The sequence below is a fragment of the Mesorhizobium sp. NZP2077 genome, assembly GCF_013170805.1.
Taxonomy (GTDB): domain Bacteria; phylum Pseudomonadota; class Alphaproteobacteria; order Rhizobiales; family Rhizobiaceae; genus Mesorhizobium.
In genome coordinates this window covers 5,181,305-5,207,326 of record NZ_CP051293.1, presented here as the reverse complement: position 1 = coordinate 5,207,326, position 26,022 = coordinate 5,181,305, and the positions used below count along the sequence as shown (strand labels likewise).

Sequence of the window (26,022 nt, the reverse complement as noted above, 5' to 3'; positions counted from 1 at the left end):
GGGCCGGATCTCGCAAGCTCTTGGCTTTCGGCACCGAGACATGTTCGATATTTCCAGCCGCCAATCTGGCGGCACGTTGAGTTTTTGAGCCGTTTAGCCGCCGCATTTGAATGTCAGTGAGATGAAATGTCAGTGAAAACTGGCCTGGTTTGGGGGAACCGCCATGTTTGAAAGCCTGATCGGCCTCGTCGCCATCATTGCCTTGTTCGTCATCATTTCGCGTCAGCAAAGCCGCATCGGCCTTGTCGAACGCGAGCTTGGCGCGCTGCGCAGTCTCGTCCTTTCGGGCGCCGTGCCGCCGGTGGTCAAGCTGGCAGAACAGATAGCGGCCGATGGCAAGGCTGACGCGGCGCCTGTGGCTGCGGTAGCGGCCGATGTTGCCACAGCGGTGGTGAGCGAGCCCGTCGTCGCGCAGGCGCAGGCCCCGGTTACGGAAGCGGAAGCTCCGGTTGCCGGCGCCGTATCCGGCCCCTGGTCCGCCGGCGAGGCGCCGAAGGCGGCAGAACCTGTCGAGCCGGTTGCGGCCCCCAAGGCCCCCGGCAAGCCGGACATCGAAACGGCGCTCGGCACGCGCTGGGCGGTCTGGGTCGGCGGCATTGCGTTGGCGCTGGGTGGTCTGTTCCTGATCCGCTACACCATCGAGGCCGGTATTTTCGGCCCCGGCGTTCGGCTCACCATGGCAGCGGTGCTCGGGCTGGTGCTGGTCGCCGGCGGCGAGTTCATTCGCCGCACCGGCTTCAAGGTGCCGGTGCAAGGCGTTGCCGGCGCCTATATTCCGGCGATCCTGACGGCGGCCGGTGCCTTCATCCTGTTCGGCACCGTCTATGCCGCCCATGGCATTTACGGCTTCATCGGCCCGGCTCTTGCCTTCACGCTGCTTGGCGCCATCGGCGTGGCGACGATCGCCGCCGCTCTCGTACACGGCCTGGCCCTCGCCGGTATCGGTCTCGTCGGTGCCATGGCGACGCCGGCGCTTGTGTCCGCGCAGGCGCCAAATCCATGGGCGCTGTTCGTCTATCTTGCCATCGTCCTTGCCGCCTCTGCGATGATCGCCCGCATGCGCGACTGGAACTTCCTGATGGCGGCCGCCTTCTTCGGCACCGGCGCCTGGACCATCGCCTACATGACGAACGCGCCCGGCGCCGACCTTGCCGTCATCCTGTTCGTCGACGCGGTGACGCTGACCGTGCTTGCTCTTGCCTGGCTGCGCAGTCGTGGCGGCGAAGAGGGAACTGCAAATCAGGGTTTCGACTGGCCATCGATCGTGCCGGGTTTTTTTGTTGCGTTTTCCGCGCTTGGCCTGTCCGTCGACTCCACGCTTGTCGCGGCCGGCGATGCCTTGCCGGGCGCTCTGGTCATCGTCGCCCTTGTCGCCACCGCCCTCTATCGGCCGCGCGCCCTGCCGCTGCTGCATGCCGCCGGGGTGGTGAGCGTGATGATCTATCTCGGCATCATTCCGCCAGCCACCATCGGCTCCGATTTGTCCCAAGGCAACATTGGCTTTGACGGCCTGCAGGTGGCGGCTGGAAATCCCTTGACGCTGCGCATCGGCCTCGGCCTCGGCCTGGTCTTCATCGGCGCGGGTTTCTGGGCCGCCCGCCGTTTTGCCGCCGTCGCGCAGATTCGCGCGGCATGCTGGGCGGCCTGGGGCATCGCAGCGCCACTGGTCATTATGCTGGCGCTATGGCTGACCTACGGCAATCTCGATCGCGATCTTGCCGATGCCGCGGTCGCGGCCCTTCTGGTCGTGGTTTTCGCCGCCGGCGGTGAGTGGATCGCCCGCGCCGAAGAACCGCCGCTCAAGGGCGGCATGGCGGTGTCGTTTGCCCTTTGCGGCGCGGCGATCGCCGGCCTCTTGATGCTGCATATGGCCTTCGATTCCGGCTGGACCACCATTCTGCTCGGTGCCGCGGCCATCGTGCCGGCGCTGGCGACGCGCTGGCGCTCTTATCCAGTGCTTGGCTGGATTGCTGTTGGCGCGGTGATCGCCGTGCTTGGCCGCGTCGCCTTCGATCCGACCATAGTCGGCGCTGAATTCCTCTCCAGGACGCCGGTTTTCAACTGGCTGCTGCCGGGATACGGCGTGCCGGCGCTCGCCTTCGGCTTCGCCGCCTGGCAGCTCGCACGCACCACCAATGGCCGGCCGCGCCTCGCCATGCAAGCGGCGGCGGCTCTGTTTGCGTTGCTTGCCGTTGCCATGCTGGTGCGTCACGCCATGCATGGTGGCGTCATCGACACGGGTGCGATGACGCTCGCCGAGCAGTCAATCTACACGCTGATTGCCATCGGCGCCGGTGCCATCCTAGTCGCCATCGACATGCGCTCGCCAAGCTCGGTGCTGCGCTATGGCTCGATGGCCGCCGGCGTGGTTTCGGTCGCGTTCATCGTCATCCGGCATTTCGCGGTGCTGAACCCGCTGTTCACGGACGAATCGACCGGCCAGATCCCGGTGTTCAACCTGTTGTTCCTCGCCTATCTCCTGCCGGCGGTCGCCGCCGGCGGCTTGGCGCTGTATGCCCGCGACAAGCGGCCGAAATGGTATGCGCAGATGTTGGCGGTGGTGGCGGCCGTGCTTGCCCTGGCCTATGCCACGCTGTCGGTCAGGCGCCTGTTCAAGGGCGAGTTCATCGGCCTGTGGAGCGGGCTTGGCCAGCTGGAGACCTACACTTATTCGGCGCTCTGGCTGGTCATCGGCGTGGCGCTGCTCACCGCCGGCGTTTGGCTGAAGTCACAGGTGCTGCGCATTGCGTCTGCCGCACTGATCGCGATCGCCGTGCTGAAAGTCTTCCTCTTCGACATGTCGGAGCTGGAAGGTGTGCTCAGGGCGCTGTCCTTCATCGGCTTGGGCGCGGTTTTGATCGGCATCGGGTTGTTTTATCAGCGGCTGCTGACGCGGGCGGCGAGGGAAAATGAAGGCAAGCAAGAACAATAATATTTCAGTCCGGCCGGGAATAAATCGGCCAATGGGCTCGTTATCTCATTGCTTGGGTGACCGGGGCGGCGGACCGCTTCGCGCTGGCCGCTTGCGTCGCGCCGGGAAGGCGCGTTCAATCGGGATCAACAGGGGCGACCTCAGAACCAGCGGTCATGGACGAAAAGAAGGCAGCAATCCTTGGCGAAATACCGCGCCTGCGCCGTTACGCACGCTCGCTTGTGCGCGATCGCGATTCTGCCGACGACCTCGTCCAGGACTGCCTCGAGCGCGCACTCACGCGGCTCGACAACTGGCAGACAGGAGAAAGCCCCAGGAGGTGGCTGTTTACGATCATGCATCATTTGTTCATCGACCAGATGCGCAAGGTGAACCGCCGCGGCGAAACGGCAATGCTGCCGCTGGAGGCGGGCGAGGGGGTGGCTCAGCCGGCCGAGCAGCTGGAGAGCATCGCCTCGCGCGAGATCATGGATGCGTTGCAAGCGATCAGCCCCGATAGGCGCGCGGCCCTGGTCATGGTTGCCATCGAAGGCTTTTCCTATGCCGAGGCCGCTAACATTCTGGGTGTTCCCGCCGGCACGCTGATGTCGCGCATTGCGCGCGGGCGTGAGGAATTGCGCGGGTTGCTGGATGACACGGCGCGTCGCCGCACGATAAGGATCGTCGAGAAATGATCCGCCGCGATTTTTCCGAACGTGACATCCACATGGCGCTCGACGGCGAACTGCCGGCCGACGAGCGTGCCGCCTATGATGCTTGGCTCGATGCCAATCCGGAGATGAAGGCGAGAAACGCCCGCTTCGCAGCCGACCGGGAGGCGTTGCGCTCAGCCTTTGCCGGCGTGCTGGATGAGCCTGTTCCCGCGCGCTTGCGCAAGGTGGTGCTCGGCGAAGCGCCTGTTAGGGCTGTGCTGCCGCGCTCGCGCTGGTGGCTTGCCGCGGCCGCTGCCGTGCTTTTGGCCACGGGCGGATTTGGCGGCTACTTTGCCGGCATCGACGGCATCGGCCAGGAGGATCCGGCGCAAGATCAGCTGGCTGAACAGGCGATCGCCGCCCATGTCATCTACGCCGCCGAGAAGCGGCATGCGGTGGAAGTGCCGGCCAGCGACAAGGATCATTTGCAGACCTGGCTGTCCAACCGGGTCGGGCTGAAGCTGGTGGCGCCGGATTTGACCGCGAACGGTTTTCAACTGGTCGGCGGACGGTTGCTGCCGGCCGGCGACAGCAAGGCCGCCATGCTGCTCTACGAAGACGACAAGGGCGAGCGCATATCGCTCTTCGTGACCGCGGAATCGACGGAGAACGCCAAGGGCACCTATGCGTCGGCGCAGGACGGCCCGCAGGCCGTCTACTGGCTGGACAAGGGCTATGGCTGCGCCGTTGTCGGCTCGCTGCCGCGCGAGCAATTGGCGGTCGTGGCCAAGAGTGCCTATGGCCAGCTTCTGGCTGGCCTCGCAAGCTGAGTTGGTCGCAATTGTTCGCAGCCGGCAGCCCATCAAAACAGCGATCCTGTTCAAAGCCCGCGCACTTCCTTGCCGCCGCGGAAACTGTCACAATTCGGCCCTAATCAAGGAGCGATAGCGCTTGATGAATACCGGCGCTTCGGCCGGTGTTTGCGACGCTTTTGACCGGGGCCGTTTCCGCAACGCAATCGAGGTTTTCTCAAGTCGCATGCCTGCCGAGATCCGCACGGCCCGCGCGTCTGACGTCGATGATCTCGCCGCCATCGAGAAAGCCGTTTTTTCAAGCGATCGTATCTCCCGTCGCTCCTTTCGCCTGTTCATCGAACGCGAGACGGCCGAGACGTTGGTCGCCGAAGTCGATGGCCGCGTCGCCGGCTATGCGATCGTGCTGTTTCGCAAGGGCAGCGGTGTGGCACGGCTCTACTCCATAGCCACGGGTCCGTTTTTTGGCGGTCTGGGCGTCGGCCGCTTGCTGCTAGCGTCGGCGGAGGAGGCGGCGTTCGAACACGACCGCATGATGCTGCGTCTCGAAGTGCGTGAGGACAACAGTCGAGCTATCCGCATCTACGAGCAGGCCGGCTACCGCAAGATCGGCCGTGAGCCGGCCTACTATGAGGACGGTGCAACCGCGCTTCGCTATGAGAAAACCTTGCGCGGCGACATTCCGATCGCCACTAGGGTGCCGTTCTATCAGCAGACCTGTGAGTTCACCTGCGGTCCATGCTGTCTGATGATGGCCATGGCCAATTTCGACCGGGGCTTCGTGCCCGATCCGGTGATGGAAATCCGCCTCTGGCGCGAGGCGACGACCGTCTTCATGATGTCGGGACCGGGCGGCTGCGAGCCATTCGGCCTGGCTGTCTCTGGACACGAAAGCGGGCTCGCGGCAGAGATCTTTGTTTCCTTCTACGGCGCATTGTTCCTGCAGTCGGTGCGTAGCGAGGACAAGCGCCGGGTGATGGAATTGGCCCAGGTCGACTTTCGCCGCCGGGCGGAACTTTACGGCATCCCGGTGAATTACCGCTCATTCAGCATCGATGACATCAGAGCCGCGATCGCCGAGGGAAAACTGGTACTGGTGCTGATCAGCGGCTTCCTGATGTTCGGCAAGAAGGTGCCGCACTGGGTGCTGGCCATCGGCGATGATGGCGACCATATTCTGATCCACGATCCCTGGGTCGAGGACGAGAGGCAGGAAACCATCCTTGATGCCGCCAACATTCCCGTGCCCTACGGCATCTTCATGAACATGGCGCAGTTCGGCCGCGACGGACTGCGTGCCGCCATCACTCTGGGGAAGCGCGACACACAATGACCTGGGTCATCCTTACCGGCCGGCAGAGCGATCTCGACCAGGTGGCGACACCGCACAAGATCATCACCAATCGCGACTATCTCGCGCATCCGTCGCTATTTCGCGGCCAGCGGCCGAAGGTCATCAACCTATCGAACAATTACGGCTACCAGAGCCGCGGCTACTATGCCTCGCTGCTGGCGAGCTCGCGCGGCCACAAGGTCATTCCGACCGTGGAGACGATGATCGACCTGTCGGAGCGCAAGCTCTATGAGCATGCGCTGCCGGAACTGGAACTGGCGCTCAACAAATGCCGCAAGGACCTCGGCGGCGACTTTCCGGCCAAGGTCTGCATCTTTTTCGGCATCGGCCCCTCCAAGGTGTGGGACCGTTTCGCCAAGCTGTTGTTCGACTGGTTCCGCGCGCCGGCACTCGAGGTCCACATCAAGGACAGCGCCGAATGGGCCTCGATCCGCAAGATCGGCTTCCATCCGCTGGCGCGCATGACCGAGGACGAAGAAAAAAGCTTCATCCAGTGCCTGGAGACCTACACCAACCGCGAGTGGCGCGACACCAAGGGGCGCACGCCGGCGCGCTACACCTTCGCCACGCTGGTCGATCCGCATGAGGAACTGCCGCCGTCGGAAATCTCGTCGCTGCGCTACTGGGCCAAGATCGCCGAAAAGATGGGGGTCGAAATCGAGCCCATCACCAGGAAGGACCTTGCCAAGCTCGCGAACTACGATGCGCTGTTCATCCGCGAGACCACCTCGATCTCCAACCACACCTATCGTTTCGCCCGCCGCGCTCAACAGGAAGGCATGCCTGTCATCGACGATCCGCTGTCGATGATCCGTTGCACCAACAAGGTCTATCTCAACGAGCTGATGGCCTACAACAAGGTGCCGGTGCCACCGACAGTGATGATCGCCGGCACGTCGGATCTGGAGCTTGCGGCGCAGACGCTGGGCTTTCCGCTGGTGCTGAAGATTCCGGATTCGTCCTTCTCGCGCGGCGTCAAGAAATGCGAGAATTTGGAGGAGCTGACGCGGCTTGCGACCGAGTGGCTGGAGGATTCCGACCTTCTCATCGCGCAGAAATTCATTCCCACCGAATATGACTGGCGCGTTGGCGTGCTCGGTGGTCAGCCGCTTTTTGCCGTGCATTATCTGATGGCCAAGAAGCACTGGCAGATCGTCAACCACAAGGCCAATGGCAAGCCCGACCAGGGCGGCATCAAGACCTTCACGCTGAAGGAAACGCCGGCCCATGTTGTCGAGACCGCGGTCAAGGCGGCGCGCTGCATCGGCGATGGCCTCTATGGTGTCGACCTCAAGGAGACCAAGGACGGCGTCTTCGTCATCGAGGTCAACGATAACCCCAACCTCGACCATGGCTGGGAGGATTCCGGCGAGAAGGACGAGGTCTGGGTGCGGCTGACGCAGTGGTTCCTGGAGCGGCTCGACCGGCCAGGGCGACAATAGTCCAACCAGAGTGGTTCACCGTTTCACGGAAACGGGGAACCACTCCAACTTTTTGTTCTGATGCAATTCCGGACGGAAAACCGCTCACACTTTTCCTGGAATTGCGCTAGGTGGAAAACATGCAGTTCATCGTGATCGAGGACTTCACCGGCTGCGACCGCAAGGAGATCTACCGCCGCTTTCGCGATCGGGGCCGCCTGAAGCCGGATGAGCTTGTCGTGCACCACAGCTGGATCGCGGCGGATATGAGCCGCTGCTTCCTGCTGGTGGAAACCGACGACGTTACGCTGCTGCAGCGCTGGGCTATCGAATGGAACGATCTGGTCGAGTTCGAGATCATTCCCGTGGCGACAAGCAAGGACATGACAGCGGCATTGGCCAGCTATCTCTGACCGGCGCCTGCCGGTCAGAGGCTGTTGTGGGAACGCAGCGCCGGCGACCCCACCGCACGCTGGCATTCGTTGATCAGCCAATCGCGGAACGCCGCCACGACATCGCGCCTGCCGCTGCGCTCCGGGATCGTCAGGCAATAGGGCTGGCGCAGCGCAATCGCCCTGGCGGCGGGCCGGACCAGCCTGCCGTCTTCCACCGCCTCGGCACAATAGACCCCTTGCGCCAGCGCTACGCCTAGGCCCGAAATGGAGAGGTCGAGGGCCGCGCGCGACGAGTTGGCCGACAGACCCCGCTGCGCCGAGCGGCCGGGCTGTACCCCAGCAGCCTCGAACCAGTTGCGCCAGGACGGAAACGAGGCGCCGGTTGGTCCCCAGTCGGTGTGGATCAGCGGCAGCCCGGCGAGCGGATCGCCGTCCGCCTTGATCCCGCGGGCAAGCCTTGGCGCGCAGACGGGATAGACGGCGTCCCGGACGATGTCCTCAGTCGGGTGCTCGCGGTAATGCGGACCGTAGGAGAGCCTGATGTCGATCAGTTCGCGGTCGAACGGCACCGGGTCGTCATCACCGCGCAGCGATATGTCGGCGGCGCCGTGGCTGGCGACAAAGCCGGCGAGACGCTGCGAAAGCCAACCCATGGCCATTGATGGCGGCACTGACACCACCAGGCGCGGGCGGAAGGCATCGCCGCCCAATTCGCGCGAGACACTGCCGATTTCCTGGAAGGCCATGGTCAGTCGTGGCAGCATTTCCACGCCGGCCTCGGTGAGGAGGACGCGGCGGTTGACCCGATGAAACAGCTTGCGGCCCATCTGTTCCTCGACGGTGCGAATGAGCTGGCTGATGGCGGCCGCCGAAACCGAAAGCTCCTCCGCCGCCGCGGCAAAGCTGCCCGTGCGCGCCGCGGCCTCGAAAGCCTGAAGTCCTTTCAGCGATAGAGATGTGACCATGATTGCCGGATAGATAAGGTTGACTTATCCAAATCGCAGGAATCGTCGTTTTTGGAAAGCTTTTTCACCGGCTAGAGTGGGCCTCGTCAAATCGCCAGCCTGGATAGAAGCCGATGGATCATCGCGACATAATCGCCTCATTGGCCCCCGAAGAGCGTAATCGCCTGACCGCCAAGTCCGATGCCGCGGGTCTCGTTCAGCTCAGCGCCCACTGGGGTGCGATTGTGATCCTTGGAGCGCTGATTGCGGCAAAGGTGCCATTCTGGCCGCTGCTGATGCTGCCGCAAGGCATCCTGATGGTCTTCCTGTTCACGCTGCTGCACGAGACGGTTCATCGCACGGCCTTTGAGACGCAGTGGCTGAACGACGCCGTGGCGCGGGTGTGCAGCCTGGCCTTGGCGCTGGCGGCCGACTGGTTCCGCTACTTTCATTTCGCCCACCATCGCTTCACTCAGGATCCCGAGAACGATCCAGAGCTGGCCTTTCCCAAACCGGAAACGCTGCGGCAGTACCTCGCGCATGTTTCCGGCATCCCGCTTTGGTGGGGCCATCTCAAGACGCTTTACGCCAATGCTTTTGGCGACAGCCAGGAAAGCTATGTGCCGCCGAAAGGTCGGCCCAAGGTGCGGGTCGAGGCGCGCGCCATGATTGCGTTCTACGCCGTCGTCATTCTGCTCGCCGCCTATTTCCGGCTCACTGTGCTTCTCTATGTCTGGATCATTCCCGCGCTACTTGGTCAGCCCTTTCTGCGCCTCTATCTCCTGGCCGAGCACGGCCGCTGTCCATTCGTAGCCAACATGCTGGAGAACACGAGAACCACGCTGACCAATTGGGTCGTGCGCAAGCTGGCATGGAACATGCCGTTCCATGCCGAGCATCATGCCTATCCCGGTGTGCCGTTTCATCAACTGCCGCAGTTTCACACGCTGATCGAGCGGCATCTGAAAGTGGTCGAGCCCGGCTATGTCAGCTTCCATGAGAAATACCTTGAGACGCTGCGCTGACCTTGCGTCGATCTGATCAGCCGGCGTGGCTGTGTAGCGCACGCGACTTCAACAGACGCTGGATGTCCGCCGCCTTTGACGGCAAGCCGATCAGATAACCCTGTGCCTCGACACAGCCATTGTCGCGCAGCATGTCGAGTTGCACCTCGGTCTCGACGCCCTCGGCGGTGACGACAATGCCAAGCTCAGTGCCGAGCCCGATGATGGTGCGGACGATCGCCGCCGTGTCGCGATTGCCCATGTCGCGAATGAAGGAGCGATCGATCTTGATCTTATCGACCGGGAAACGCCTGAGGTAACCGAGCGAGGAATAGCCAGTGCCGAAATCATCCAGCGCGATGCGGATGCCGAGATCGCGTAGCTGTCGCAGCGTCTTCAGCACGGCTTTGCTCTCGTCCATCAGCACGGTTTCGGTGATTTCCAGCTCCAGCTGTCGGGCCGGCACGCCGGAAAAGGCTAGAGCCGAGATGACGTCACGGGCAAACCCGCCGCTTTTGAGCTGGACGGCCGAGACATTGACCGCGATGCGCAAGCCGGGGGGCCAGCTTGCCGCTGCCGTGCAGGCCGTCCTCAGCGCCCATTCGCCAAACGGCACGATCAGTCCGGTTTCTTCGGCGACCGGAATGAATGCGTCCGGCGCGACAGTGCCCCGTGCTGGCGAATGCCAGCGCATCAAGGCCTCCGCGCCGATGATCTCACCGGAGGCGATGTGCATGATGGGCTGGTAATCGAGGTCCAATTCCTGCCGCGACAGCGCGGCCCCGAGGTCGACCTCGAGCGCCCGGCGGGCCTGCACGATCGCGTCCATTGCGGGCTCGAAGAAGCGATAGAGGTTTCGCCCTTCGCTCTTCGCCCGATAGAGCGCCGTATCGGCATTTTTCAGCAGCGTATCGGCGTCCCTGCCATCGCTAGGGAAGACAGCGATGCCCATGCTGATGCCGACATGCATGTCCCGGCTCTTGTCGCGAAACGGTTTTGCGATTGCCTCGACGATGCGCTTGGCCAGTTTTTCAGCATCGGCGACGCCCCTGGAATTGAACTGCATGATAACAAACTCGTCGCCGCCGAAGCGGGCGACGAGGTCTGTTTCATCGTGTAGGCAACGCTGCAGCCTCTCGGCCACGCTTTTCAACAGCCAGTCGCCGGCAGGATGTCCCCAGGTGTCGTTGATCGCCTTGAAGCGATCGAGATCGAGCGAGAAGATCGCCAGTGGCGGTGCAGCCGCATCCTCCAGGGCTAGGTCGAGCCGTTCGCGAAACATCGAACGGTTGGCCAGGCCGGTCAGCGTGTCGTGATGCGCAAGATGGGTCATGCGCTCTTCGGTGCGGCGACGTTCGGTGACGTCGTCGAAGGTCACTACCCAGCCACCGCCGCTCATTGGCCGGCGTGTGACCAGAACCGTCCTGCCGTCGGTAAGATAGCGATAGGCCGAATGCGGTTTTGCCGCCACCAGGCAGGCTTCGGTCTTGGCGACTTCGCTGTTGACGTCGATCTTCGTATAGATGCCCAGTTCCAGCAATCGTTCGAGCGCGTCGCGGTGCGTCGTTCCGAGCGGAAAGTCGGTCGCGGTGACGTCGTAGAGTTCAAGAAAACGCCGGTTACGCACGATCATCTTGCCGTCGGCGTCGTACATCAGCAAGCCTTGCGACATGTTGGCGAGTGCGGCGTCGAAACGGCGATGCTGCTCCTTGAGATCCTGCTCGGCGCGCCTTTGTTCGGTAATGTCCTCATAGATCGAGACCCAGCCGCCCAGAGCCAGCGGGCGGTGCGAGATATTGATGATGCGACCATCCGACAGCGTCTCTTCGTAGGTCGAGGGTTTCGCCTGGTCGATATAGGGTTTGCGGATGGCATAGAGTTCGTCGGCGCTTTGTGAGGCGATGCCGATGTCGACGCTGTGCCGCAGGATGTCGATGAAATGGATGCCCGGTCGTATCAGCTTGGCGTCGAGGCAGAAGATGTTGAGGTAGTTGCCGTTGCAGATGATCATGCGCTCGTCGGCATCGAACATGCACAGGCCATGCGACATGTTCTCGACGGCGGCTGAAAAGCGCTCATTCTGTTCGCGCAGCTCGTCTTCCATGTGGCGAGAGCGCTCCACGCCTTCGGCCACCCGCTCCGGGATGACCGAACCAACCTTGACATCCACGACGGGCATGAGGCGCGCCTGCGGTGTTTGATCCAACACCGCACTGTTGACGTTTCCGGTTAATTTAGCGTTTTCTACCCTATCGCCGACGTCGGAACTGGGTTTCGCGACGTCTCGATCGCCGAAAACCGCTTCAGGAACGCATTCTGCGCCCAGGTCACCGAGCGCGGTGTGAAGTCGAAGCGCTCGGCGGAAAAACCGCGCGGGCGGCCGAAGAATTCGGTCGCCTCGGCGGTTGAAAAGCCGGCAAGCAGCGTTGCCTCGAAATAGGCGGCGATCTGGTCGGCGCGCTTGATGTCCCTGCGCAGCGCCGCAGCCGGTTCGGGGGGCAGCGAGAAGCGCAGATGGATGGCGCGCTGCAGGCGCAATTCACAATCCTTGTAACTGCCGCCCATCACCGACTTGAACGGCGAGATCATGTCGCCGATGACATATTCAGGCGCATCGTGCAGCAGTGCCACGAGCCGGTCGGTGGCCGAAGCCTGCGGCACCAGATCGTTGAACAGGGCCTCGACCAGCAGCGAATGCTGGGCGACCGAAAATGCATGCTCGCCGCGGGTCTGGCCGTTCCAGCGGGCGACGCGGGCGAGCCCATGCGCAATGTCCGAAATCTCGATGTCGAGCGGCGAGGGGTCGAGCAAGTCGAGCCGGCGGCCGGACAGCATGCGCTGCCAGGCGCGTGGCGGCGCGCCGGTGCGGTCCGCCGCCATCAGGCTTCCTCCGCGCTGACGGCTTCCTGAGGAAAACTGAATTTGGCCCAGGCGGGAATGGCCACCGTCACTGGCACATCGTCCGCCAGGATCGGCTGGCCGGCGTCCAGCGCCGCCTTGACCCTGTCGATGCGGGCAATGGCAAGCCCTGATGTGCCGGCGTTCGAGCCGAGCGTGCCGACCGGCCGTCCATCGACGGTGAGTTCGGTACCCGCGGCGGGCAGGGGAAGCCCGGCCAGGACAATCAGCACGCGCCGCCTGGCCGTGCCGCGATGCTGCATGCGCGACACGACTTCCTGGCCGACATAGCAGCCCTTCCTGAAGCCTACGCCACCCGTCTCGTCGAGCAGCACGTCATGCGGGAAGGCGTCGCCCAGCGCGTAATCGGCACCGCTTTCGGCAATGCCGTGGGCAATGCGGAAGGCCTGCCATGCGGCGATGTCGCCGGCATCTGCAGTGCCGGCATAGGAGCGCGTGACGTTTTCATCGCGAAAGCGCCTGTCGGCAACCACGGTTGAATCATTTTCTGAGGCGATTGACTCCGTTCCCCACGCAACAGTGACAAGCGCTTGTTCCGACTTGGCAATCTCGACCTTGGCGCGAAGCTTGTAGAGCATCAGCCGGCGAACGAAATCGTCTGAAATGTCGGCACGGCATTCGAGCCGGAAGGCGTTTTCTCCGGCACGCCAGATCAGGAAGTCGAACAGGATCTTGCCTTGCGGCGTCAACAGTGCGCCGGGCTTTGCTTCGCCGGCACCAAGCGTGTCGAGATCGGTGGTCAGGATGTTTTGCAGAAAGTGCTCGGCATCCGGGCCGGAGACGGAGATGAGCGCGCGGTCTTTCAGCAGGGCAAAGGGCATGGGGCGGATAAAAGCCTGATCTTGCAAAACGGTTGGCCATTACGTAAGCCGCTGACACTCCCCCCGCAAGAGAGCATGGCCATGACCTACGACCTCATCCTGACAGGCGGCACAGTGGTCAACCATGACGGCGAGGGGGCGCGTGACATCGGCGTGAAGAATGGGCGCATCGCGGCAATCGGCGATCTGCGCCAGGCCTCGGCCGGCGAGACGATCGACTGCCGCAGCCTGCATATCCTGCCTGGTGTTGTCGACAGCCAGGTGCATTTTCGCGAGCCGGGGCTGGAGCACAAGGAAGATCTCGAAACGGGCTCGCGGGCTGCGGTGCTTGGCGGTGTCACCGCGGTGTTCGAGATGCCCAACACCAACCCGTTGACCACCAGCGAGGCAACGCTCGCCGACAAGGTCCGGCGCGGCAGCGGCCGCATGCATTGCGATTTCGCGTTCTGGGTCGGCGGCACTCGTGACAACGCGAAAGATGTCGGCGAGCTTGAGCGTTTGCCGGGTGCGGCGGGAATAAAGGTCTTCATGGGATCTTCCACCGGCGACCTGCTGGTCGAGGACGATGAAGGAGTCGCCTCGATCCTGCGAAATACCCGCCGCCGTGCCGCGTTCCATTCGGAGGACGAGTTCCGGTTGCGCGAACGCCTCGGCGAGCGCATAGAGGGCGACCCGTCATCGCATCCGGTCTGGCGCGACGAGATCGCCGCCTTGCGCTGCACCGAGCGGCTTGTGCGCATCGCTAGGCAGACCCGCGCCCGCATCCACGTCCTGCACATTTCTACCGCCGAGGAAATCCTCTTCCTCGAACAGCACAAGGACGTCGCGACCTGCGAGGCGACGCCGCACCATCTGACGCTGAGTGCCGAAGACTATCTCAGGCTCGGCACGCTGATCCAGATGAACCCGCCGGTGCGGGACAAGCGTCATCGCGACGGCGTCTGGCATGGCATTGCACAAGGCATTGTCGACGTGCTCGGTTCCGATCACGCGCCGCATACGCTGGCCGAAAAGGCAAAACCCTACCCGGCTTCGCCCTCGGGAATGACCGGCGTGCAGACGCTGGTGCCGATCATGCTCGACCACGTCAACGCTGGCCGGCTGACCCTGCCGCGCTTCGTCGACCTCTCCAGCCACGGCCCACAACGCATCTTCGGCATGGCCAGAAAAGGCCGCATCGCCGTCGGCTACGATGCCGACTTCACCATCGTCGACATGAAACGGCGCGAGACCATCACCAATGCGCAGGCCGGCTCGAAGGCAGGCTGGACGCCTTACGATGGCAAGGAAGTGACCGGCTGGCCGATCGGCACCGTCATTCGCGGCCGCCGAATCATGTGGGAAGGCGAAATCGTCATGCCAGGCCAGGGCAGGGCGGTGGAGTTTTCCGAGGCGCTTGTCGTCTAGGCCCCTGCAGGGAGAAGGCCGAAGGCTTAATCCCCCGCCACGAAAAACGTCCACTGCCCGGCGGGCGTGATGCCGACGCGGTAGAAGATGTAGGCGCCGAACTGCTTCATGTCGTCGAAATCGCCGGCGGTAACGATCTTGAACAGCTCGACCCGCTGCTTGGCGTCGAGCTTGTCCAGCGGCAGGGCGAAGAAATACGGCCAGACATAGAGTTCTTGCGGCGTTCCGACGTCGACATGCACATAGCCGGCGCTGAGCACCTCTTCCAGTATGGCCAGAATCTCCTGGCCGTCTGGGTCGCCGGATAGGCCCTTGAGGAAGGCGATGGCATCGCCATCGATATCGGCCAGCGACAGCTGGGTCATGCTGTCGCCCTTGCCGATCAAGGGTCGGAGCTTTTCGATATCGCCGCTCTTGCAGGCTTCGATGATCAGGTCATGCATGCGCCGCACGGGCTCAGGCAGCTTGCCGAGATCGTAGACGACCTCGGGCAATGGCGCCTCGGGATCGACATGCGGCCTGTTGCTGCCGCCATCGGATGGACTGTCGGGCTCCGCCGCGTCCGGAGCGACCGGCTGGCTGGTCGAAGGCGGCGTTCCCACCGGGTCAGGCATGGGAATCGAGGTTCCGGGCGATTCCTCGTCCGTGGATGGTGTGACTGGGGCGGGAAGCTCTTCGCGCTTGATCTCACTCAGCGCATAGGCCGGGCTGCTGGCGATGCACGCCAGCAGGGCAATCGCGGCACAGCAAGCAGCGAGGCGGATGTGGAGGACCAGGCCCTTCGGCCCGCCTGACATCGGAAAATTCACTGCCCGTATCTCCTTGGCCCCCGGGCAATCGATCGTCAAGGAACCGGATGTCGGTTCAGTGGCGCAGCCGCTCGGGTTCGAAGGCGCCAGCAATCACCTTCTCGCGCATGCGGTCGAGCAGGGCAAGGGCCGAGGTCTCGCCGTTGGCGCGCAGCATCTCACCAAATGCGGTTTCAAGCGCTGCTTCGGCGATGATTTCGGGCTCGATGCCGGCCGACAGACCCTCCGCCCAGGCCTCGCTGTGGCTCTCAACCGCGGTCAGGCGCTTTTCTTCCCTGACCAGGGCGTCGATGTCGTTGGCAGCATGTTCCATAAGCGATGTCCACCCTTTCAAGCGGCGATCCGCCAGTGCGGATCAGGCTTGATCTGTTCCGTTTGCGCGCGGCCTCGAAGTAAGTATCTGTAAATACGACATTTTTTTGATCGTCTTTTACAGCATGCGGCTGTGTTTGGTGAAGCTGCGTTTCAACCCGGATCAAACTTAGCCGATTAGGCCGGCCTGCGGGGCGAAAACCTTCAGTTTGAGTTAATTCCGCATTCGTGCGCTAACGTTTCATTAACGCTGTTGCAGAAGTGCAACATCAGGATTGCACCAAGACATCGACTGGTACAAGCTCGATATGCCCGTTCTCGCCGGCGCCAGCTCGAATATCTGTTGACGGAGATTAGTTGCCGTAGCGCGAGGCAATATCACGCGACAGCGTTTCGCCTTCCTTCATGTAACGGCTGATGGCTTCGGTGGCCGAAGCGGTGCACTGGGTGTAGGTGCCGCCGAAGGAGCGATAGCCGCGGTTGAAGCTGGCGATGAAGCGGGCGCGGCGCTCCGGGTCCGGATTTTCAGAATCGAGCAGTTTTTCCATCTCGCCACGCCACTGGTCGCCCTTCTCGCCGCACAGATTGCGCAGGAAATGCAGCGATCCCAGAACCTCCGCCAGCCGCATCAGCCCCGGCTCGAATGGCGACTCGGCACTGAACGCCGGCTGAACCGAGATAGCCGTGCTAACGGCAAGGCAAATAGTGAGGAGTATTGACGGACGGTTCATAAGGCTTCTCTGCCTAACGGGGTAAGCCGTTATGGTCTGCCTAACGCTAGGCCGTTATGGCTGGCCAGACAATGTAAGCCTTTGTGGCGAAACAATTTGTCGCCTGCAAGGCGATTTTCAAGGCTTCGTCGGGATGTTTGGATACGGAACGAGAAGCCCCTCGGCTACCGCGAATACCGAACCGGCAAGCGGCAGCGCCGCCATCTCGTCGAGCGTGTAGAAGGCCGCTGTCTCGGCATCGTCGCTGGCCACGGCCTCGCCGCCGGCATAGACGGCGCCGAAGACCGTCAGGCGGTAATCGACCGGATGGGAGTCGTCCCTGCCATCGATATGGATCTCCCGAAGCGGGCGGAAACCTGTGGCATGCAAGCCGGTCTCTTCCAGCAACTCGCGCCGCACCGCATCCTCCAGCGTCTCGCCGGCTTCGACCTTGCCGCCTGGGAAGGCATACAGCCCCTGTGATGGCTGCCGCGCTCGCTTGACCAGCAACACGGTGTCACCACGCACGACGGCCACCGAGACGGCCGGAAGTGTCTTGCGCTGTTCGTTCATGGTTTCCGATCGGGCCCGATGGCGGGTCTGTTGTGGACCGCCCAGCATGAGGAAGCTTAAGCTGTTGCGCAACGCCGCTTCCATCGCCACCTTCAACCCGAACCATTCGAAGGGCACCAATCGACCATGTGCGGACGTTTCGCCTTGACCGCGACGCCGGATGAGACCGCTGCCTTTCTGGGGTTGGCGGGACTTGGGGGGTTCCCGCCTCGCTACAACATCGCGCCGACGCAGCCGATCCTTGTGGCGACCGCCGGCGCGCCGCGCGCACCGGGCTCCAACTTGCCCGACCGGCAGCCGATGCTGGTGCGCTGGGGGCTCATTCCTACCTGGGTCAAGGACACCAGGGAATTTCCACTGCTGTTCAATGCGCGCTCGGAAGGCGCAATCGAAAAGGCTTCGTTCAAGGTCGCCATGCGCCATCGCCGCGCGCTGGTGCCGGCGTCGGGCTTCTATGAATGGCGGCAGACCGGGGGCAAGAAGGGGCAACCCTATTGGATCCGCCCTAGGCACGGCGGGCTGGTCGCCTTTGCCGGCCTGATCGAGACCTATGCGGAACCGGGCGGCTCGGAAATGGACACCGGCGCCATCCTGACGGTCAACGCCAATGCCGACATCGCCCATATCCACGACCGTATGCCGGTGGTGATCGATCCCAGGGATTTCGCGCGCTGGCTGGATTGCCGCATGCTCGAGCCACGCGATGTCGCCGACCTGTTGCGGCCGGCGCAACGCGATTTCTTCGAGGCTATCCCCGTCTCCGACCTCGTCAACAAGGTCGCCAACACCGGTCCGGAGATTCAGGCGAGGGGCGAGATCGGGCCGGAGCCGGAGAAGGCAAAGCGCCAGAAGCTTGGCGCGGACGACAGTCAGATGACGCTGTTTTAGAGCATGATCCTGAAAAGTGGCCCCGGTTTTCGGGAAAGATCATGCTCAGACAAAAGGATTAAGCTGTTATCTGGAGGCGTAGATCAGCGCCTCATGCCCGGCGCCTTTGGCGCCGGCCGCACGCTGCCTCAGGCAGCGCGGGGCGATACGATCTTCGGTGCCGGCTTCTTCTTCTTCGCGGTGTGAAGAAGGGCGGCGACGATCGCGGCCGGGCCGATCGCGCGATAGTGGCTGGCCAGCGCCGGTTGCTTGGCGCGGGTGGCGTCTTGCTTGCTTCGAGACATATTTCTCTTCCCAGGTAACGTTTTCGTGTTCGCGTTTGACCGTTGATTCCGACCAAATCGTGACGCTTGGTGATCTAGCCGGCGAATGTTTCATGACTGTGCCGACATGTTTAATAAAATGTTTCACTGGCTGATTCCGCGTGATCGGGCGACGGGTTTGCCAGTCTTGGCGACGTTTTTCCTGGGATCAGCGGCTTGACGGCAACACTGGCCAAGGCGATAAAGCCGCCCATGAAAACGTCTTTCGCCATTTGTGGCATTTGCATTATTGGCTAGCCTCGCGCTGGTCCGGACGTTTTCGCCTCATCTTTCCCCAGATTGGACAAACGCCCCGGCCAGCAGGCTGGAGTCTGATTTGCGCCTCGGCGCGCGGCTGGCTCCATCCAGATAAGAAGTTCTGAACCGGGAAGGCATGGAATGTCAGACGCATCGCAGGGCCTGCGCCTCTACAACACACTGACGCGCACGAAGCAGGATTTCGTTCCGATCGATGCGCTGAACGTGCGCATGTATGTCTGCGGCCCGACCGTCTATGACTTCGCCCATATCGGCAATGCCAGGCCGGTCATCGTCTTTGACGTGCTGTTCCGCCTGCTGCGTCATCTCTACGGCGAGACGCATGTCACCTATGTGCGCAACATCACCGACGTCGACGACAAGATCAACGCGCGTGCGCTGCGCGATTTCGGTGGCGAGATCTCAGCCGGAAAACTGTCGCTCAATGAAGCGATCCGGCGGGTGACCGAAAAGACCGCCGACCAGTTTCATAGGGATGTGGCTACGCTCGGCAGCCTGGAGCCGACGGTCGAACCGCGCGCCACCGAATTCGTCGAGCCTCGCGCCGACGGTAAGGCCGACATGATCACCTTGATTCAAAGCCTGATCCAACGCGGCCATGCCTATGTCGCGGCAGGTGAAGTGCTGTTCGACACCGCGTCGATGCCGGACTACGGGCAATTGTCGAAGCGCAATCTCGACGAGCAGCAGGCCGGTGCCCGCATCGCCGTTGACGCTCACAAGAAGAACCCCGGCGATTTCGTGCTGTGGAAGCTGTCGTCACCGGAAGAGCCGGGCTGGCAGAGCCCATGGGGCAGGGGCCGGCCGGGCTGGCACATCGAATGCTCGGCGATGTCGGCGGCCTATCTCGGCGAAGTGTTCGACATCCATGGCGGCGGCCTCGACCTGATCTTCCCGCACCACGAGAACGAGATTGCCCAGTCGCGTTGCGCCCACGGCACTGATGTCATGGCCAATGTCTGGATGCACAACGGCTTCCTGCAGGTCGAAGGCCAGAAGATGTCGAAGAGCCTCGGCAATTTCTACTCGATCCACGAATTGCTGGAGACCGAGACCTTCGGCGGTCGCAACTGGCCGGGCGAGGTTCTGCGGCTGGCGATGCTGATGACGCACTACCGCGAGCCGATTGACTTTTCCGTGCGCAAGCTGGAGGAGGCGGAGAACACACTGCGCAAATGGAAACGCGCGGCGGACTTGGCGCCGGCGGCAGGGCGACTGCCGGTGGAGGTCATCGATGCCTTGTCGGACGATCTCGCCACCTATTCCGCCTTCCAGGTGCTGACGCAGTTGGCCAGCGAGGCCGCGGACCGCAACGAGGCCGCAGCTTCGTTGAAAGCGTCGCTGCTGTTCCTTGGTTTCGATGTCGCCTCGGCAGAGGTGGATGAGGACAAGGTCGCCAAGGCCATCGCCGAGCGCCTCGCTCTCATCGCCTCCAAGAACTGGGCCGAAGCCGACCGCATCCGCGACGACCTTTTGGCGCAAGGTGTACAATTGAAGGACGGCAAGGATCCGGCCACCGGCGAACGCATCACCACCTGGGAGGTAAAAAGATGATCGACCATCTCGGCATCGACGTTGCCGATTTCGACGCTTCGAAGGCTTTCTACGACAAGGCGATGGCGCCGCTTGGTGCCTCGCTGCTGTATATGGTGCCGCTGGAATACACAGGCGGCGAAAAAGTAGGTGGCTACGGCCGCGATCGGCCGGTGTTCTGGCTGCAGGAAGGCAAGGATGGTCAGAAGGCTCATCAGCACGTCGCCTTCACCGCGCGCAGCCGCGCCGAGGTCGAGGCCTTCCATGCCGCGGCGCTTGCCGCCGGCGGCAAGGACAATGGCGCGCCGGGCCTGCGCCCGCACTATCACCCGAACTACTACGGCGCCTTCGTCTTTGATCCCGACGGCAACAATGTCGAGGCTGTCTGCCATGATCCGGAGTGAGACGCGATGAGCCTCGACAACCGGCCGGTCTACTCAGGCGGCTGCCAATGCGGCGCGGTGCGCTTCCGCGTCGAGGGCACGCTTGGCGACGCGTCGGTCTGCCATTGCCGCATGTGCCAGAAGGCGAGCGGCAATTTCTACCTGCCACTAGTCTCGGTGCGCGGCGCCAAGGTCGACTGGACACGCGGCGAACCGAAGCGTTTCCGTTCCTCCAATGCCGCCTGGCGCAGCTTCTGCGCCGAATGCGGCACGCCGTTGACCTTCGAGGCACCCGACGGCATGGCGCTGGCGATAGGCGCCTTCGACGATCCGGCCGATATCGCACCGACCATCCAATGGGGCACCGAAGCAAAACTGCCTTACGTCGACACCATTCCGCATTTGCCGGGCGAGGATACGATGGCGGATATGGGGTCGGCTCCCTATCTCGCCGAGCTTGTCTCCTACCAGCACCCCGACCACGACACCGACCAATGGCCGCCGGAGGAAAGACCATGACCGAAACTGTCCGAACCGGCGGCTGCCAGTGCGGCGCGGTGCGCTTCCGCATCAAGGGGGCGCTCGGGCGCCCGTCCATCTGCCATTGCCGCATGTGCCAGAAGCAGTTCGGCTCGTTCTTCGGCGCGCTGGTGACCGTGCCCGAGGATGGTGTCGAATGGACCCATGAGGAACCGAGCTATTTCCAGTCGTCGGTCAACATCGATCGCGGCTTTTGCGCCCGTTGCGGTACGCCGCTGACCTACCGCCAGCCTGGCGGGCTCGAGATCGCCATCGGTGCCTTTGACGACCGCTCCGATCTGGCGCCGCAGATCCAGGTCAACTACGCGTCCCGGCTACCCTGGGTGGAGACGATCTTCGACCAGCCCGTCCATCAGGATCCGGACTTCTACACAAGGCAGGAGCAGGTCGTCTCCTTCCAGCATCCCGACCACGAAACGGCGGACTGGCCGACCAAAGGTTTGCAGCTATGAGCAATCAATTGCGTGCCCTCTATCCCGAGCTCGAGCCGTTCGACAGCGGCATGCTCGATGTCGGCGATGGCCACATGGTCTATTGGGAGCGTTCCGGCACCAAGGGAGCCAAGCCGGCCGTGTTCCTGCATGGCGGGCCGGGTGGCGGCTTTTCGCCAAAACACCGGCGGCTGTTCGATCCAAAGCATTATGACGTCATCCTGTTCGACCAGCGCGGCTGCGGAAAATCGACGCCGAACGCCTCGCTCGATGCCAACACCACCTGGCATCTCGTCGCCGACATCGAGCGCCTGCGCGAAATGGCCGGCTTCGACACATGGCTGGTGTTCGGCGGCTCCTGGGGCTCGACGCTGGCACTCGCCTATGCCGAGACGCATCCCGATCGCGTCAGCGAGCTGGTGGTGCGCGGCATCTACACGCTGACCAGGGCCGAACTCGAATGGTACTATCAGTTCGGCGTCTCCGAAATGTTTCCCGACAAGTGGGAGCGTTTCGTGGCGCCGATCCCGCAGGCCGAGCGCGGCGATATGATGGCGGCCTACCGCAAGCCGCTGGTCGGCTCAGACCGCAAGGCGCAGCTGGAAGCGGCGCGCGCCTGGAGCCTGTGGGAAGGCGAGACGATCACGCTGCTGCCGGAGCCGGAAACCAGCGGCAAGTTTGGCGAGGACGACTATGCCATCGCCTTTGCCCGTATCGAGAACCACTATTTCGTCCACGCCGGCTGGCTGGAGGAGGGGCAGCTTCTGCGCGACGCGCACAAGCTCGGCGATATCCCCGGCACCATCGTCCATGGCCGCTACGACATGCCGTGTCCGGCGCGCTACGCCTGGGCGCTGCACAAGGCCTGGCCGAAGGCGGACTTCCACCTGATCGAAGGCGCCGGCCACGCCTATTCGGAGCCCGGCATCCTCGACCGGTTGATCCGTGCGACGGACAAATTTGCAGGCAAATGATCATGACCCGCGAGCGCCTCTATCTCTTCGACACCACATTGCGCGATGGCCAGCAGACGCCGGGCATCGACTTTTCCGTCGAGGACAAGATCGCGATTGCAAAACTGCTCGACGAATTCGGCATGGATTATGTCGAGGGCGGCTATCCCGGCGCCAATCCGACCGACACCGCCTTCTTTCAGAAGAAGCGCACGGCACGTGCCAAATTCGTCGCCTTCGGCATGACCAAACGGGCCGGGGTGTCGGCGTCCAACGATCCTGGCCTTGCAGCACTTGTGCAGTCGAAGTCGGACGCCATCTGCTTCGTCGCCAAGAGCTGGGACTACCACGTTCGCGTCGCGCTCGGCTGCACCAACGAGGAGAACCTCGACGCCATCAAGTCCTCGGTCGAGGCATCAATCGCATCGGACAAGGCAGCGATGGTCGACTGCGAGCATTTCTTCGACGGCTTCAAAGCCAATCCCGACTATGCGTTGGCCTGCGCCAGGACCGCCTATGACGCCGGCGCGCGCTGGGTGGTGTTGTGCGACACCAATGGCGGCACGCAGCCGTCGGAAGTGCGCGCCATCATCGACAAGGTCATCGCCTCAGGCATTCCCGGCGATCATCTCGGCATCCACGCCCATGACGACACCGGCCAGGCGGTTGCCAATTCGCTGGCCGCTGTCGAGGCCGGGGTGCGCCAGATCCAGGGCACGCTGAACGGCATCGGCGAGCGCTGCGGCAACGCCAATCTGATCTCGATCGTGCCGACGCTGGCGCTAAAGCCGGCATTCGCCGATCGCTTCGAGACCGGCATTTCGGCCGAGGCGCTGACCGGCATTTCACGTTTGTCGCGTGCTTTCGACGAACTCTTGAACCGTGCCCCGGAATCGCAGGCGCCCTATGTCGGCGCCTCGGCTTTCGCCACCAAGGCCGGCATCCATGCCTCCGCGCTGGCCAAGGAGCCGGCGACCTATGAGCACGTACCGCCGGAAACGGTCGGCAACCGCCGCCGCGTCATGGTCTCCGACCAGGGCGGCAAGGCCAATTTCCTCGCCGAGCTGAAGCGGCGCGGTATCGAGGTGCCCAGGGACGATCACCGGCTGGACGCGCTGATCGCCGTCGTCAAGGAGCGCGAGGCCGAGGGTTATGCCTATGAGGGCGCCGACGCCTCCTTCGAGCTCTTGGCGCGCAAGATGCTGCACGGCCTGCCGGAGTTTTTCCACGTCACCTCGTTTCGCTGCATGATCGAACGCCGCTTCGATGCCAATGGCCAGCTGAAGACGGTGTCGGAAGCGGTGGTCAAAGTGCTGGTCGAGGGCGAGGAGAAGATGTCGGTGGCGGAAGGGCATGGCCCGGTCAACGCGCTCGACATCGCGTTGCGCAAGGATCTCGGCAAGTACCAGAGCGAGATCGCCGATCTCGAACTCGCCGACTTCAAAGTGCGTATCCTCAATGGCGGCACCGAGGCCATCACCCGCGTGCTGATCGAATCGCATGACGGCACCGGCGCGCGCTGGTGGACTGTCGGCGTTTCCGAAAACATCATCGACGCTTCGTTCCAGGCGCTGATGGATTCGATCATCTACAAGCTGATGAAGAACCGCGAGATGGCGGGGCTGGTTGCCGCCGAATAAGGTTGACCCATCAGCGAAAGTCCATTGAGCCATCACAACTTTGCGATGGTCTTGCCAAGATTACTGGGCCATAGCGTTGGCCCATGGTCGCTGAAGCAACTGCCCTGGATGCAGATTCAAAAGCCCGTCGCGGCTTCCTGCTGGCGCTGGGTGCCTATCTCTTGTGGGGATTGCTGCCTTTCTACATGAAGGCGGTGGCGCATCTGCCGCTTGCCGAGGTGATCGCCCACCGCATCGTCTGGTCGGTGCCGATCGCCGCCGCGGTTCTGGTCTGGGCCGGCCGCACGGCGGATTTCAAGGCGGCGATTCGCTCACCCCGCACCATTGCCATGGCGGCGCTGACGGCAGCGCTGATCTCGGTCAACTGGGGCATTTATGTCTGGGCGATCGCCGTCGACCGCACCGTCGAGACCGCGCTCGGCTACTATATCAACCCGCTGGTCAGCGTTGTGGTCGGCGCGCTGCTGCTTGGCGAGCGGCTCGACCGTTTGCAGATCGCGGCGGTGGTGCTGGCAACGGTTGCCGTCACGGTGCTGACAATCGAGGGCGGCAAGCTGCCCTGGGTGTCGCTGGCCCTGGCGTTTTCCTTCGCCGCCTACGGCTTTTTCCGCAAGACGCTGCCGATCGGGCCAAGCCAGGGCTTTCTGCTCGAAGTGCTTTTGCTGTCGATGCCGGCGCTCGGCTATATCGTCTACCTGATCGCGACCGGACAGGATCACATCATCTCCAGCAACAGCACCGACACGGCGTTGCTGATCGGCTGCGGTCCGGTCACATCGATACCATTGCTGCTGTTCGCTTTCGGCGCCAAGCTTTTGCGCCTCTCCACCATCGGCATCATGCAATATATCGCACCGACCATGGTGTTCCTGATCGCGGTTCTGATCTTCGACGAGCCGTTCGGCACGGCACAGGCCATCGCCTTTGCCCTGATCTGGGCGGCGTTGGCGATGTATTCGTGGTCGATGCTGGTCACGGCCCGCCGGGCCGCCGCTACAACCCGCGGCCGAGCCGCCTGACGAACAGGTAGGTGGCCAAAGCGATAACCACCGACACAGCCGTCACCACCCAGAAGCCCGCTGGCGTATCGACCAGCGGCAGCCCGCCGACATTCATGCCGAACAGGCCCGAGATGATGGTCATCGGCAGCAGCACTGCCGTCATGACGGAGAGAACATAGAGGAGCTGGTTCGACTGCATGGTCAGCTTGGCCATCAATTCGTCCTGCAACAACCTCGTGCGCGCCTGCAACTGCTCGCCGTCATTGTAGAGGGTGAGCGCCCGATGCGAGAGCCTGGCCGCCATGTCGTTGATCAGATCAGGCAGCTCGTCGCGATGCGAATGGTCGAGATGGCGAAACAGGTTGGTGAGCGTCGCCATCTGCCGATGGATCACCACCAGTTGTCGGCGCGCCTCGACCAGCGACTGGCGTTCATTGTGCCATGCATCGCGCACGACGCGGTCCTCGATGCCGTCGAGCGTGTCGCCGAGTTTGCCGAGCTCGCCCGACATGCCGTCGAGCGACTGACCCATGACCGCCTCGATCAGTTCCGCTGGCGAGCGAAATTTCCGAGATCCGTTTTCCACCGCCTTGCGGACCGCGTCGACCGACTCCAGAGGTTGCTTGCGGGCGCCGATCAGCATCGTGTCGTTGAAGGCGAAGCGGAAATGGACGAGCCCGCGCGCCTCTGAAAAATCGTGCCTTAGGTCCGGCAGGTCGCCAAACAGCCACTCGTCCTCGTAGTCGATGTGGCAGCCATGGCTGGGCGCGAGGAAAGCATCGCGCGCAGGGGCCGGCAGAGCCTTCTCGGCGGCGATTTCCTGGCGGGCGTGCAGATCGGTGATCTGGTAGCTGCGCCATGTCCAATGCGCGGCGCTGGCGTCCTTGGTCCGCACGCCCTGAGCGGTGAAATGATAGATGAAGAACAGCCCGTGCTCATCGGGCAGGTAAGGCGAGAGGTCGGTGCCTTCCGGGGCGAGGGCTGTATCCATGGGTGCCAGATGCAGGTTTCAAACGCGGCGCCCGCA

Annotated in this window: 27 protein-coding genes; 16 read left to right on the top strand and 11 right to left on the bottom strand. The window is 63.0% G+C overall.

All coding sequences use genetic code 11. The features are described 5' to 3' along the window. Positions 1 to 163 precede the first annotated feature (163 nt). The 6 genes from HGP13_RS26130 to HGP13_RS26105 all read left to right on the top strand — a co-directional run bounded on the left by HGP13_RS26130 (position 164) and on the right by HGP13_RS26105 (position 7,564). Positions 164 to 2,932 carry a DUF2339 domain-containing protein gene (locus tag HGP13_RS26130; RefSeq protein ID WP_172230655.1) on the top strand — a complete coding sequence of 923 codons (2,769 nt, stop codon included), beginning with the start codon at positions 164 to 166 and terminating at the stop codon, positions 2,930 to 2,932. A 155-nt stretch (positions 2,933 to 3,087) separates the two neighbouring features. Beyond that, positions 3,088 to 3,606 (top strand): sigma-70 family RNA polymerase sigma factor, encoded by a 519-nt coding sequence (locus HGP13_RS26125; protein WP_172230652.1) that lies wholly within the window; start codon positions 3,088 to 3,090, stop codon positions 3,604 to 3,606. Further along, positions 3,603 to 4,394: an anti-sigma factor gene (locus HGP13_RS26120; protein WP_172230649.1), complete on the top strand. Its 792-nt coding sequence runs from the start codon at positions 3,603 to 3,605 to the stop codon at positions 4,392 to 4,394. The genes HGP13_RS26125 and HGP13_RS26120 overlap by 4 nt, the downstream gene beginning before the upstream one ends. A gap of 208 nt (positions 4,395 to 4,602) precedes the next feature. Further along, complete coding sequence (locus HGP13_RS26115) at positions 4,603 to 5,709, top strand: peptidase C39 family protein (RefSeq protein WP_172234853.1); 1,107 nt, start codon at positions 4,603 to 4,605, stop codon at positions 5,707 to 5,709. Further along, positions 5,706 to 7,172: a RimK family protein gene (locus HGP13_RS26110; RefSeq protein ID WP_172230646.1), complete on the top strand. Its 1,467-nt coding sequence runs from the start codon at positions 5,706 to 5,708 to the stop codon at positions 7,170 to 7,172. Before HGP13_RS26115 ends, HGP13_RS26110 begins: the two co-directional genes overlap by 4 nt. 119 nt (positions 7,173 to 7,291) lie before the next feature. Then, positions 7,292 to 7,564 (top strand): DUF3303 family protein, encoded by a 273-nt coding sequence (locus tag HGP13_RS26105; RefSeq protein ID WP_172230643.1) that lies wholly within the window; start codon positions 7,292 to 7,294, stop codon positions 7,562 to 7,564. 14 nt (positions 7,565 to 7,578) lie between these two features. Here HGP13_RS26105 and HGP13_RS26100 read toward each other — a convergent pair whose 3' ends face one another. Continuing rightward, complete coding sequence (locus HGP13_RS26100) at positions 7,579 to 8,511, bottom strand: LysR substrate-binding domain-containing protein (RefSeq protein WP_172230640.1); 933 nt, start codon at positions 8,509 to 8,511, stop codon at positions 7,579 to 7,581. 113 nt (positions 8,512 to 8,624) lie between these two features. On the opposite strand from HGP13_RS26100, the gene HGP13_RS26095 reads away from it, so the two are divergent. Continuing rightward, positions 8,625 to 9,515 (top strand): fatty acid desaturase family protein, encoded by an 891-nt coding sequence (locus tag HGP13_RS26095; protein ID WP_172230637.1) that lies wholly within the window; start codon positions 8,625 to 8,627, stop codon positions 9,513 to 9,515. A gap of 16 nt (positions 9,516 to 9,531) precedes the next feature. Here the strand turns inward: HGP13_RS26095 and HGP13_RS26090 are convergent, their stop codons facing one another. From HGP13_RS26090 to HGP13_RS26080, 3 genes are all read right to left on the bottom strand, one after another. Beyond that, a complete protein-coding gene (locus tag HGP13_RS26090; RefSeq protein WP_172230634.1) occupies positions 9,532 to 11,673 on the bottom strand; it encodes an EAL domain-containing protein in 2,142 nt (713 codons plus the stop codon). A 65-nt stretch (positions 11,674 to 11,738) separates the two neighbouring features. Next, positions 11,739 to 12,374 carry an HD family hydrolase gene (locus HGP13_RS26085; RefSeq protein WP_172230631.1) on the bottom strand — a complete coding sequence of 212 codons (636 nt, stop codon included), beginning with the start codon at positions 12,372 to 12,374 and terminating at the stop codon, positions 11,739 to 11,741. After that, positions 12,374 to 13,234: a folate-binding protein YgfZ gene (locus HGP13_RS26080; protein ID WP_172230628.1), complete on the bottom strand. Its 861-nt coding sequence runs from the start codon at positions 13,232 to 13,234 to the stop codon at positions 12,374 to 12,376. Before HGP13_RS26080 ends, HGP13_RS26085 begins: the two co-directional genes overlap by 1 nt. 75 nt (positions 13,235 to 13,309) lie before the next feature. Here HGP13_RS26080 and HGP13_RS26075 point away from each other — a divergent pair, with 75 nt between their 5' ends. Then, entirely contained in the window at positions 13,310 to 14,641 is a 1,332-nt protein-coding gene (locus HGP13_RS26075; RefSeq protein WP_172230625.1) for a dihydroorotase, read from the top strand. 26 nt (positions 14,642 to 14,667) lie between these two features. On the opposite strand, the gene HGP13_RS26070 is transcribed toward HGP13_RS26075, so the two are convergent. The 4 genes from HGP13_RS26070 to HGP13_RS26055 all read right to left on the bottom strand — a co-directional run bounded on the left by HGP13_RS26070 (position 14,668) and on the right by HGP13_RS26055 (position 17,045). Then, positions 14,668 to 15,450 carry a hypothetical protein gene (locus HGP13_RS26070; protein ID WP_172230622.1) on the bottom strand — a complete coding sequence of 261 codons (783 nt, stop codon included), beginning with the start codon at positions 15,448 to 15,450 and terminating at the stop codon, positions 14,668 to 14,670. 55 nt (positions 15,451 to 15,505) lie between these two features. Next, positions 15,506 to 15,763 carry a hypothetical protein gene (locus HGP13_RS26065; protein WP_015318556.1) on the bottom strand — a complete coding sequence of 86 codons (258 nt, stop codon included), beginning with the start codon at positions 15,761 to 15,763 and terminating at the stop codon, positions 15,506 to 15,508. 352 nt (positions 15,764 to 16,115) lie between these two features. After that, positions 16,116 to 16,493 carry a TIGR02301 family protein gene (locus HGP13_RS26060; protein WP_172230620.1) on the bottom strand — a complete coding sequence of 126 codons (378 nt, stop codon included), beginning with the start codon at positions 16,491 to 16,493 and terminating at the stop codon, positions 16,116 to 16,118. A 117-nt stretch (positions 16,494 to 16,610) separates the two neighbouring features. Beyond that, complete coding sequence (locus HGP13_RS26055) at positions 16,611 to 17,045, bottom strand: NUDIX hydrolase (protein WP_172234852.1); 435 nt, start codon at positions 17,043 to 17,045, stop codon at positions 16,611 to 16,613. Positions 17,046 to 17,171: 126 nt separating this feature from the next. Here HGP13_RS26055 and HGP13_RS26050 point away from each other — a divergent pair, with 126 nt between their 5' ends. After that, complete coding sequence (locus HGP13_RS26050) at positions 17,172 to 17,933, top strand: SOS response-associated peptidase (protein WP_172230617.1); 762 nt, start codon at positions 17,172 to 17,174, stop codon at positions 17,931 to 17,933. A gap of 128 nt (positions 17,934 to 18,061) precedes the next feature. On the opposite strand, the gene HGP13_RS26045 is transcribed toward HGP13_RS26050, so the two are convergent. Then, positions 18,062 to 18,217 (bottom strand): hypothetical protein, encoded by a 156-nt coding sequence (locus HGP13_RS26045; RefSeq protein WP_081294303.1) that lies wholly within the window; start codon positions 18,215 to 18,217, stop codon positions 18,062 to 18,064. Between the two features lie 110 nt (positions 18,218 to 18,327). Then, positions 18,328 to 18,468: a hypothetical protein gene (locus tag HGP13_RS26040; RefSeq protein ID WP_172219746.1), complete on the bottom strand. Its 141-nt coding sequence runs from the start codon at positions 18,466 to 18,468 to the stop codon at positions 18,328 to 18,330. Between the two features lie 166 nt (positions 18,469 to 18,634). On the opposite strand from HGP13_RS26040, the gene cysS reads away from it, so the two are divergent. From cysS to rarD, 7 genes are all read left to right on the top strand, one after another. Further along, positions 18,635 to 20,068, top strand: a complete 1,434-nt coding sequence (gene cysS, locus HGP13_RS26035; RefSeq protein ID WP_172230614.1) for a cysteine--tRNA ligase — start codon at positions 18,635 to 18,637, stop codon at positions 20,066 to 20,068. Then, on the top strand, positions 20,065 to 20,451 hold the full coding sequence (locus HGP13_RS26030) for a VOC family protein (protein ID WP_172230611.1): 387 nt from the start codon (positions 20,065 to 20,067) through the stop codon (positions 20,449 to 20,451). The genes cysS and HGP13_RS26030 overlap by 4 nt, the downstream gene beginning before the upstream one ends. Before the next feature lie 6 nt (positions 20,452 to 20,457). Continuing rightward, positions 20,458 to 20,949 (top strand): GFA family protein, encoded by a 492-nt coding sequence (locus tag HGP13_RS26025; RefSeq protein ID WP_172230608.1) that lies wholly within the window; start codon positions 20,458 to 20,460, stop codon positions 20,947 to 20,949. Beyond that, entirely contained in the window at positions 20,946 to 21,422 is a 477-nt protein-coding gene (locus tag HGP13_RS26020; RefSeq protein ID WP_172230605.1) for a GFA family protein, read from the top strand. Before HGP13_RS26025 ends, HGP13_RS26020 begins: the two co-directional genes overlap by 4 nt. Continuing rightward, entirely contained in the window at positions 21,419 to 22,375 is a 957-nt protein-coding gene (gene pip / locus HGP13_RS26015) for a prolyl aminopeptidase (RefSeq protein ID WP_172230602.1), read from the top strand. Before HGP13_RS26020 ends, pip begins: the two co-directional genes overlap by 4 nt. Positions 22,376 to 22,377: 2 nt before the next feature. After that, positions 22,378 to 23,994: a citramalate synthase gene (gene cimA / locus HGP13_RS26010; RefSeq protein WP_246707126.1), complete on the top strand. Its 1,617-nt coding sequence runs from the start codon at positions 22,378 to 22,380 to the stop codon at positions 23,992 to 23,994. A gap of 83 nt (positions 23,995 to 24,077) precedes the next feature. Next, a complete protein-coding gene (gene rarD / locus HGP13_RS26005; protein ID WP_172230596.1) occupies positions 24,078 to 25,013 on the top strand; it encodes an EamA family transporter RarD in 936 nt (311 codons plus the stop codon). Here the strand turns inward: rarD and HGP13_RS26000 are convergent. Next, positions 24,988 to 25,986, bottom strand: coding sequence for a transporter (locus HGP13_RS26000; RefSeq protein WP_172230593.1), 999 nt, complete (start codon positions 25,984 to 25,986; stop codon positions 24,988 to 24,990). The genes rarD and HGP13_RS26000 overlap by 26 nt on opposite strands. Between the last annotated feature and the right edge of the window lie 36 nt (positions 25,987 to 26,022).

What these genes read in the sequence shown, in the direction of transcription:
- HGP13_RS26130 (WP_172230655.1), top strand. Translation starts at nt 164, where the DNA reads ATGTTTGAAAGCCTGATCGGCCTCGTCGCCATCATTGCCTTGTTCGTC.
- HGP13_RS26125 (WP_172230652.1), top strand. Translation starts at nt 3,088, where the DNA reads ATGGACGAAAAGAAGGCAGCAATCCTTGGCGAAATACCGCGCCTGCGC.
- HGP13_RS26120 (WP_172230649.1), top strand. Translation starts at nt 3,603, where the DNA reads ATGATCCGCCGCGATTTTTCCGAACGTGACATCCACATGGCGCTCGAC.
- HGP13_RS26115 (WP_172234853.1), top strand. Translation starts at nt 4,603, where the DNA reads ATGCCTGCCGAGATCCGCACGGCCCGCGCGTCTGACGTCGATGATCTC.
- HGP13_RS26110 (WP_172230646.1), top strand. Translation starts at nt 5,706, where the DNA reads ATGACCTGGGTCATCCTTACCGGCCGGCAGAGCGATCTCGACCAGGTG.
- HGP13_RS26105 (WP_172230643.1), top strand. Translation starts at nt 7,292, where the DNA reads ATGCAGTTCATCGTGATCGAGGACTTCACCGGCTGCGACCGCAAGGAG.
- HGP13_RS26100 (WP_172230640.1), bottom strand. Translation starts at nt 8,511, where the DNA reads ATGGTCACATCTCTATCGCTGAAAGGACTTCAGGCTTTCGAGGCCGCG.
- HGP13_RS26095 (WP_172230637.1), top strand. Translation starts at nt 8,625, where the DNA reads ATGGATCATCGCGACATAATCGCCTCATTGGCCCCCGAAGAGCGTAAT.
- HGP13_RS26090 (WP_172230634.1), bottom strand. Translation starts at nt 11,673, where the DNA reads ATGCCCGTCGTGGATGTCAAGGTTGGTTCGGTCATCCCGGAGCGGGTG.
- HGP13_RS26085 (WP_172230631.1), bottom strand. Translation starts at nt 12,374, where the DNA reads ATGGCGGCGGACCGCACCGGCGCGCCGCCACGCGCCTGGCAGCGCATG.
- HGP13_RS26080 (WP_172230628.1), bottom strand. Translation starts at nt 13,234, where the DNA reads ATGCCCTTTGCCCTGCTGAAAGACCGCGCGCTCATCTCCGTCTCCGGC.
- HGP13_RS26075 (WP_172230625.1), top strand. Translation starts at nt 13,310, where the DNA reads ATGGCCATGACCTACGACCTCATCCTGACAGGCGGCACAGTGGTCAAC.
- HGP13_RS26065 (WP_015318556.1), bottom strand. Translation starts at nt 15,763, where the DNA reads ATGGAACATGCTGCCAACGACATCGACGCCCTGGTCAGGGAAGAAAAG.
- HGP13_RS26060 (WP_172230620.1), bottom strand. Translation starts at nt 16,493, where the DNA reads ATGAACCGTCCGTCAATACTCCTCACTATTTGCCTTGCCGTTAGCACG.
- HGP13_RS26055 (WP_172234852.1), bottom strand. Translation starts at nt 17,045, where the DNA reads ATGAACGAACAGCGCAAGACACTTCCGGCCGTCTCGGTGGCCGTCGTG.
- HGP13_RS26050 (WP_172230617.1), top strand. Translation starts at nt 17,172, where the DNA reads ATGTGCGGACGTTTCGCCTTGACCGCGACGCCGGATGAGACCGCTGCC.
- HGP13_RS26045 (WP_081294303.1), bottom strand. Translation starts at nt 18,217, where the DNA reads ATGTCTCGAAGCAAGCAAGACGCCACCCGCGCCAAGCAACCGGCGCTG.
- HGP13_RS26040 (WP_172219746.1), bottom strand. Translation starts at nt 18,468, where the DNA reads ATGGCGAAAGACGTTTTCATGGGCGGCTTTATCGCCTTGGCCAGTGTT.
- cysS (WP_172230614.1), top strand. Translation starts at nt 18,635, where the DNA reads ATGTCAGACGCATCGCAGGGCCTGCGCCTCTACAACACACTGACGCGC.
- HGP13_RS26030 (WP_172230611.1), top strand. Translation starts at nt 20,065, where the DNA reads ATGATCGACCATCTCGGCATCGACGTTGCCGATTTCGACGCTTCGAAG.
- HGP13_RS26025 (WP_172230608.1), top strand. Translation starts at nt 20,458, where the DNA reads ATGAGCCTCGACAACCGGCCGGTCTACTCAGGCGGCTGCCAATGCGGC.
- HGP13_RS26020 (WP_172230605.1), top strand. Translation starts at nt 20,946, where the DNA reads ATGACCGAAACTGTCCGAACCGGCGGCTGCCAGTGCGGCGCGGTGCGC.
- pip (WP_172230602.1), top strand. Translation starts at nt 21,419, where the DNA reads ATGAGCAATCAATTGCGTGCCCTCTATCCCGAGCTCGAGCCGTTCGAC.
- cimA (WP_246707126.1), top strand. Translation starts at nt 22,378, where the DNA reads ATGACCCGCGAGCGCCTCTATCTCTTCGACACCACATTGCGCGATGGC.
- rarD (WP_172230596.1), top strand. Translation starts at nt 24,078, where the DNA reads ATGGTCGCTGAAGCAACTGCCCTGGATGCAGATTCAAAAGCCCGTCGC.
- HGP13_RS26000 (WP_172230593.1), bottom strand. Translation starts at nt 25,986, where the DNA reads ATGGATACAGCCCTCGCCCCGGAAGGCACCGACCTCTCGCCTTACCTG.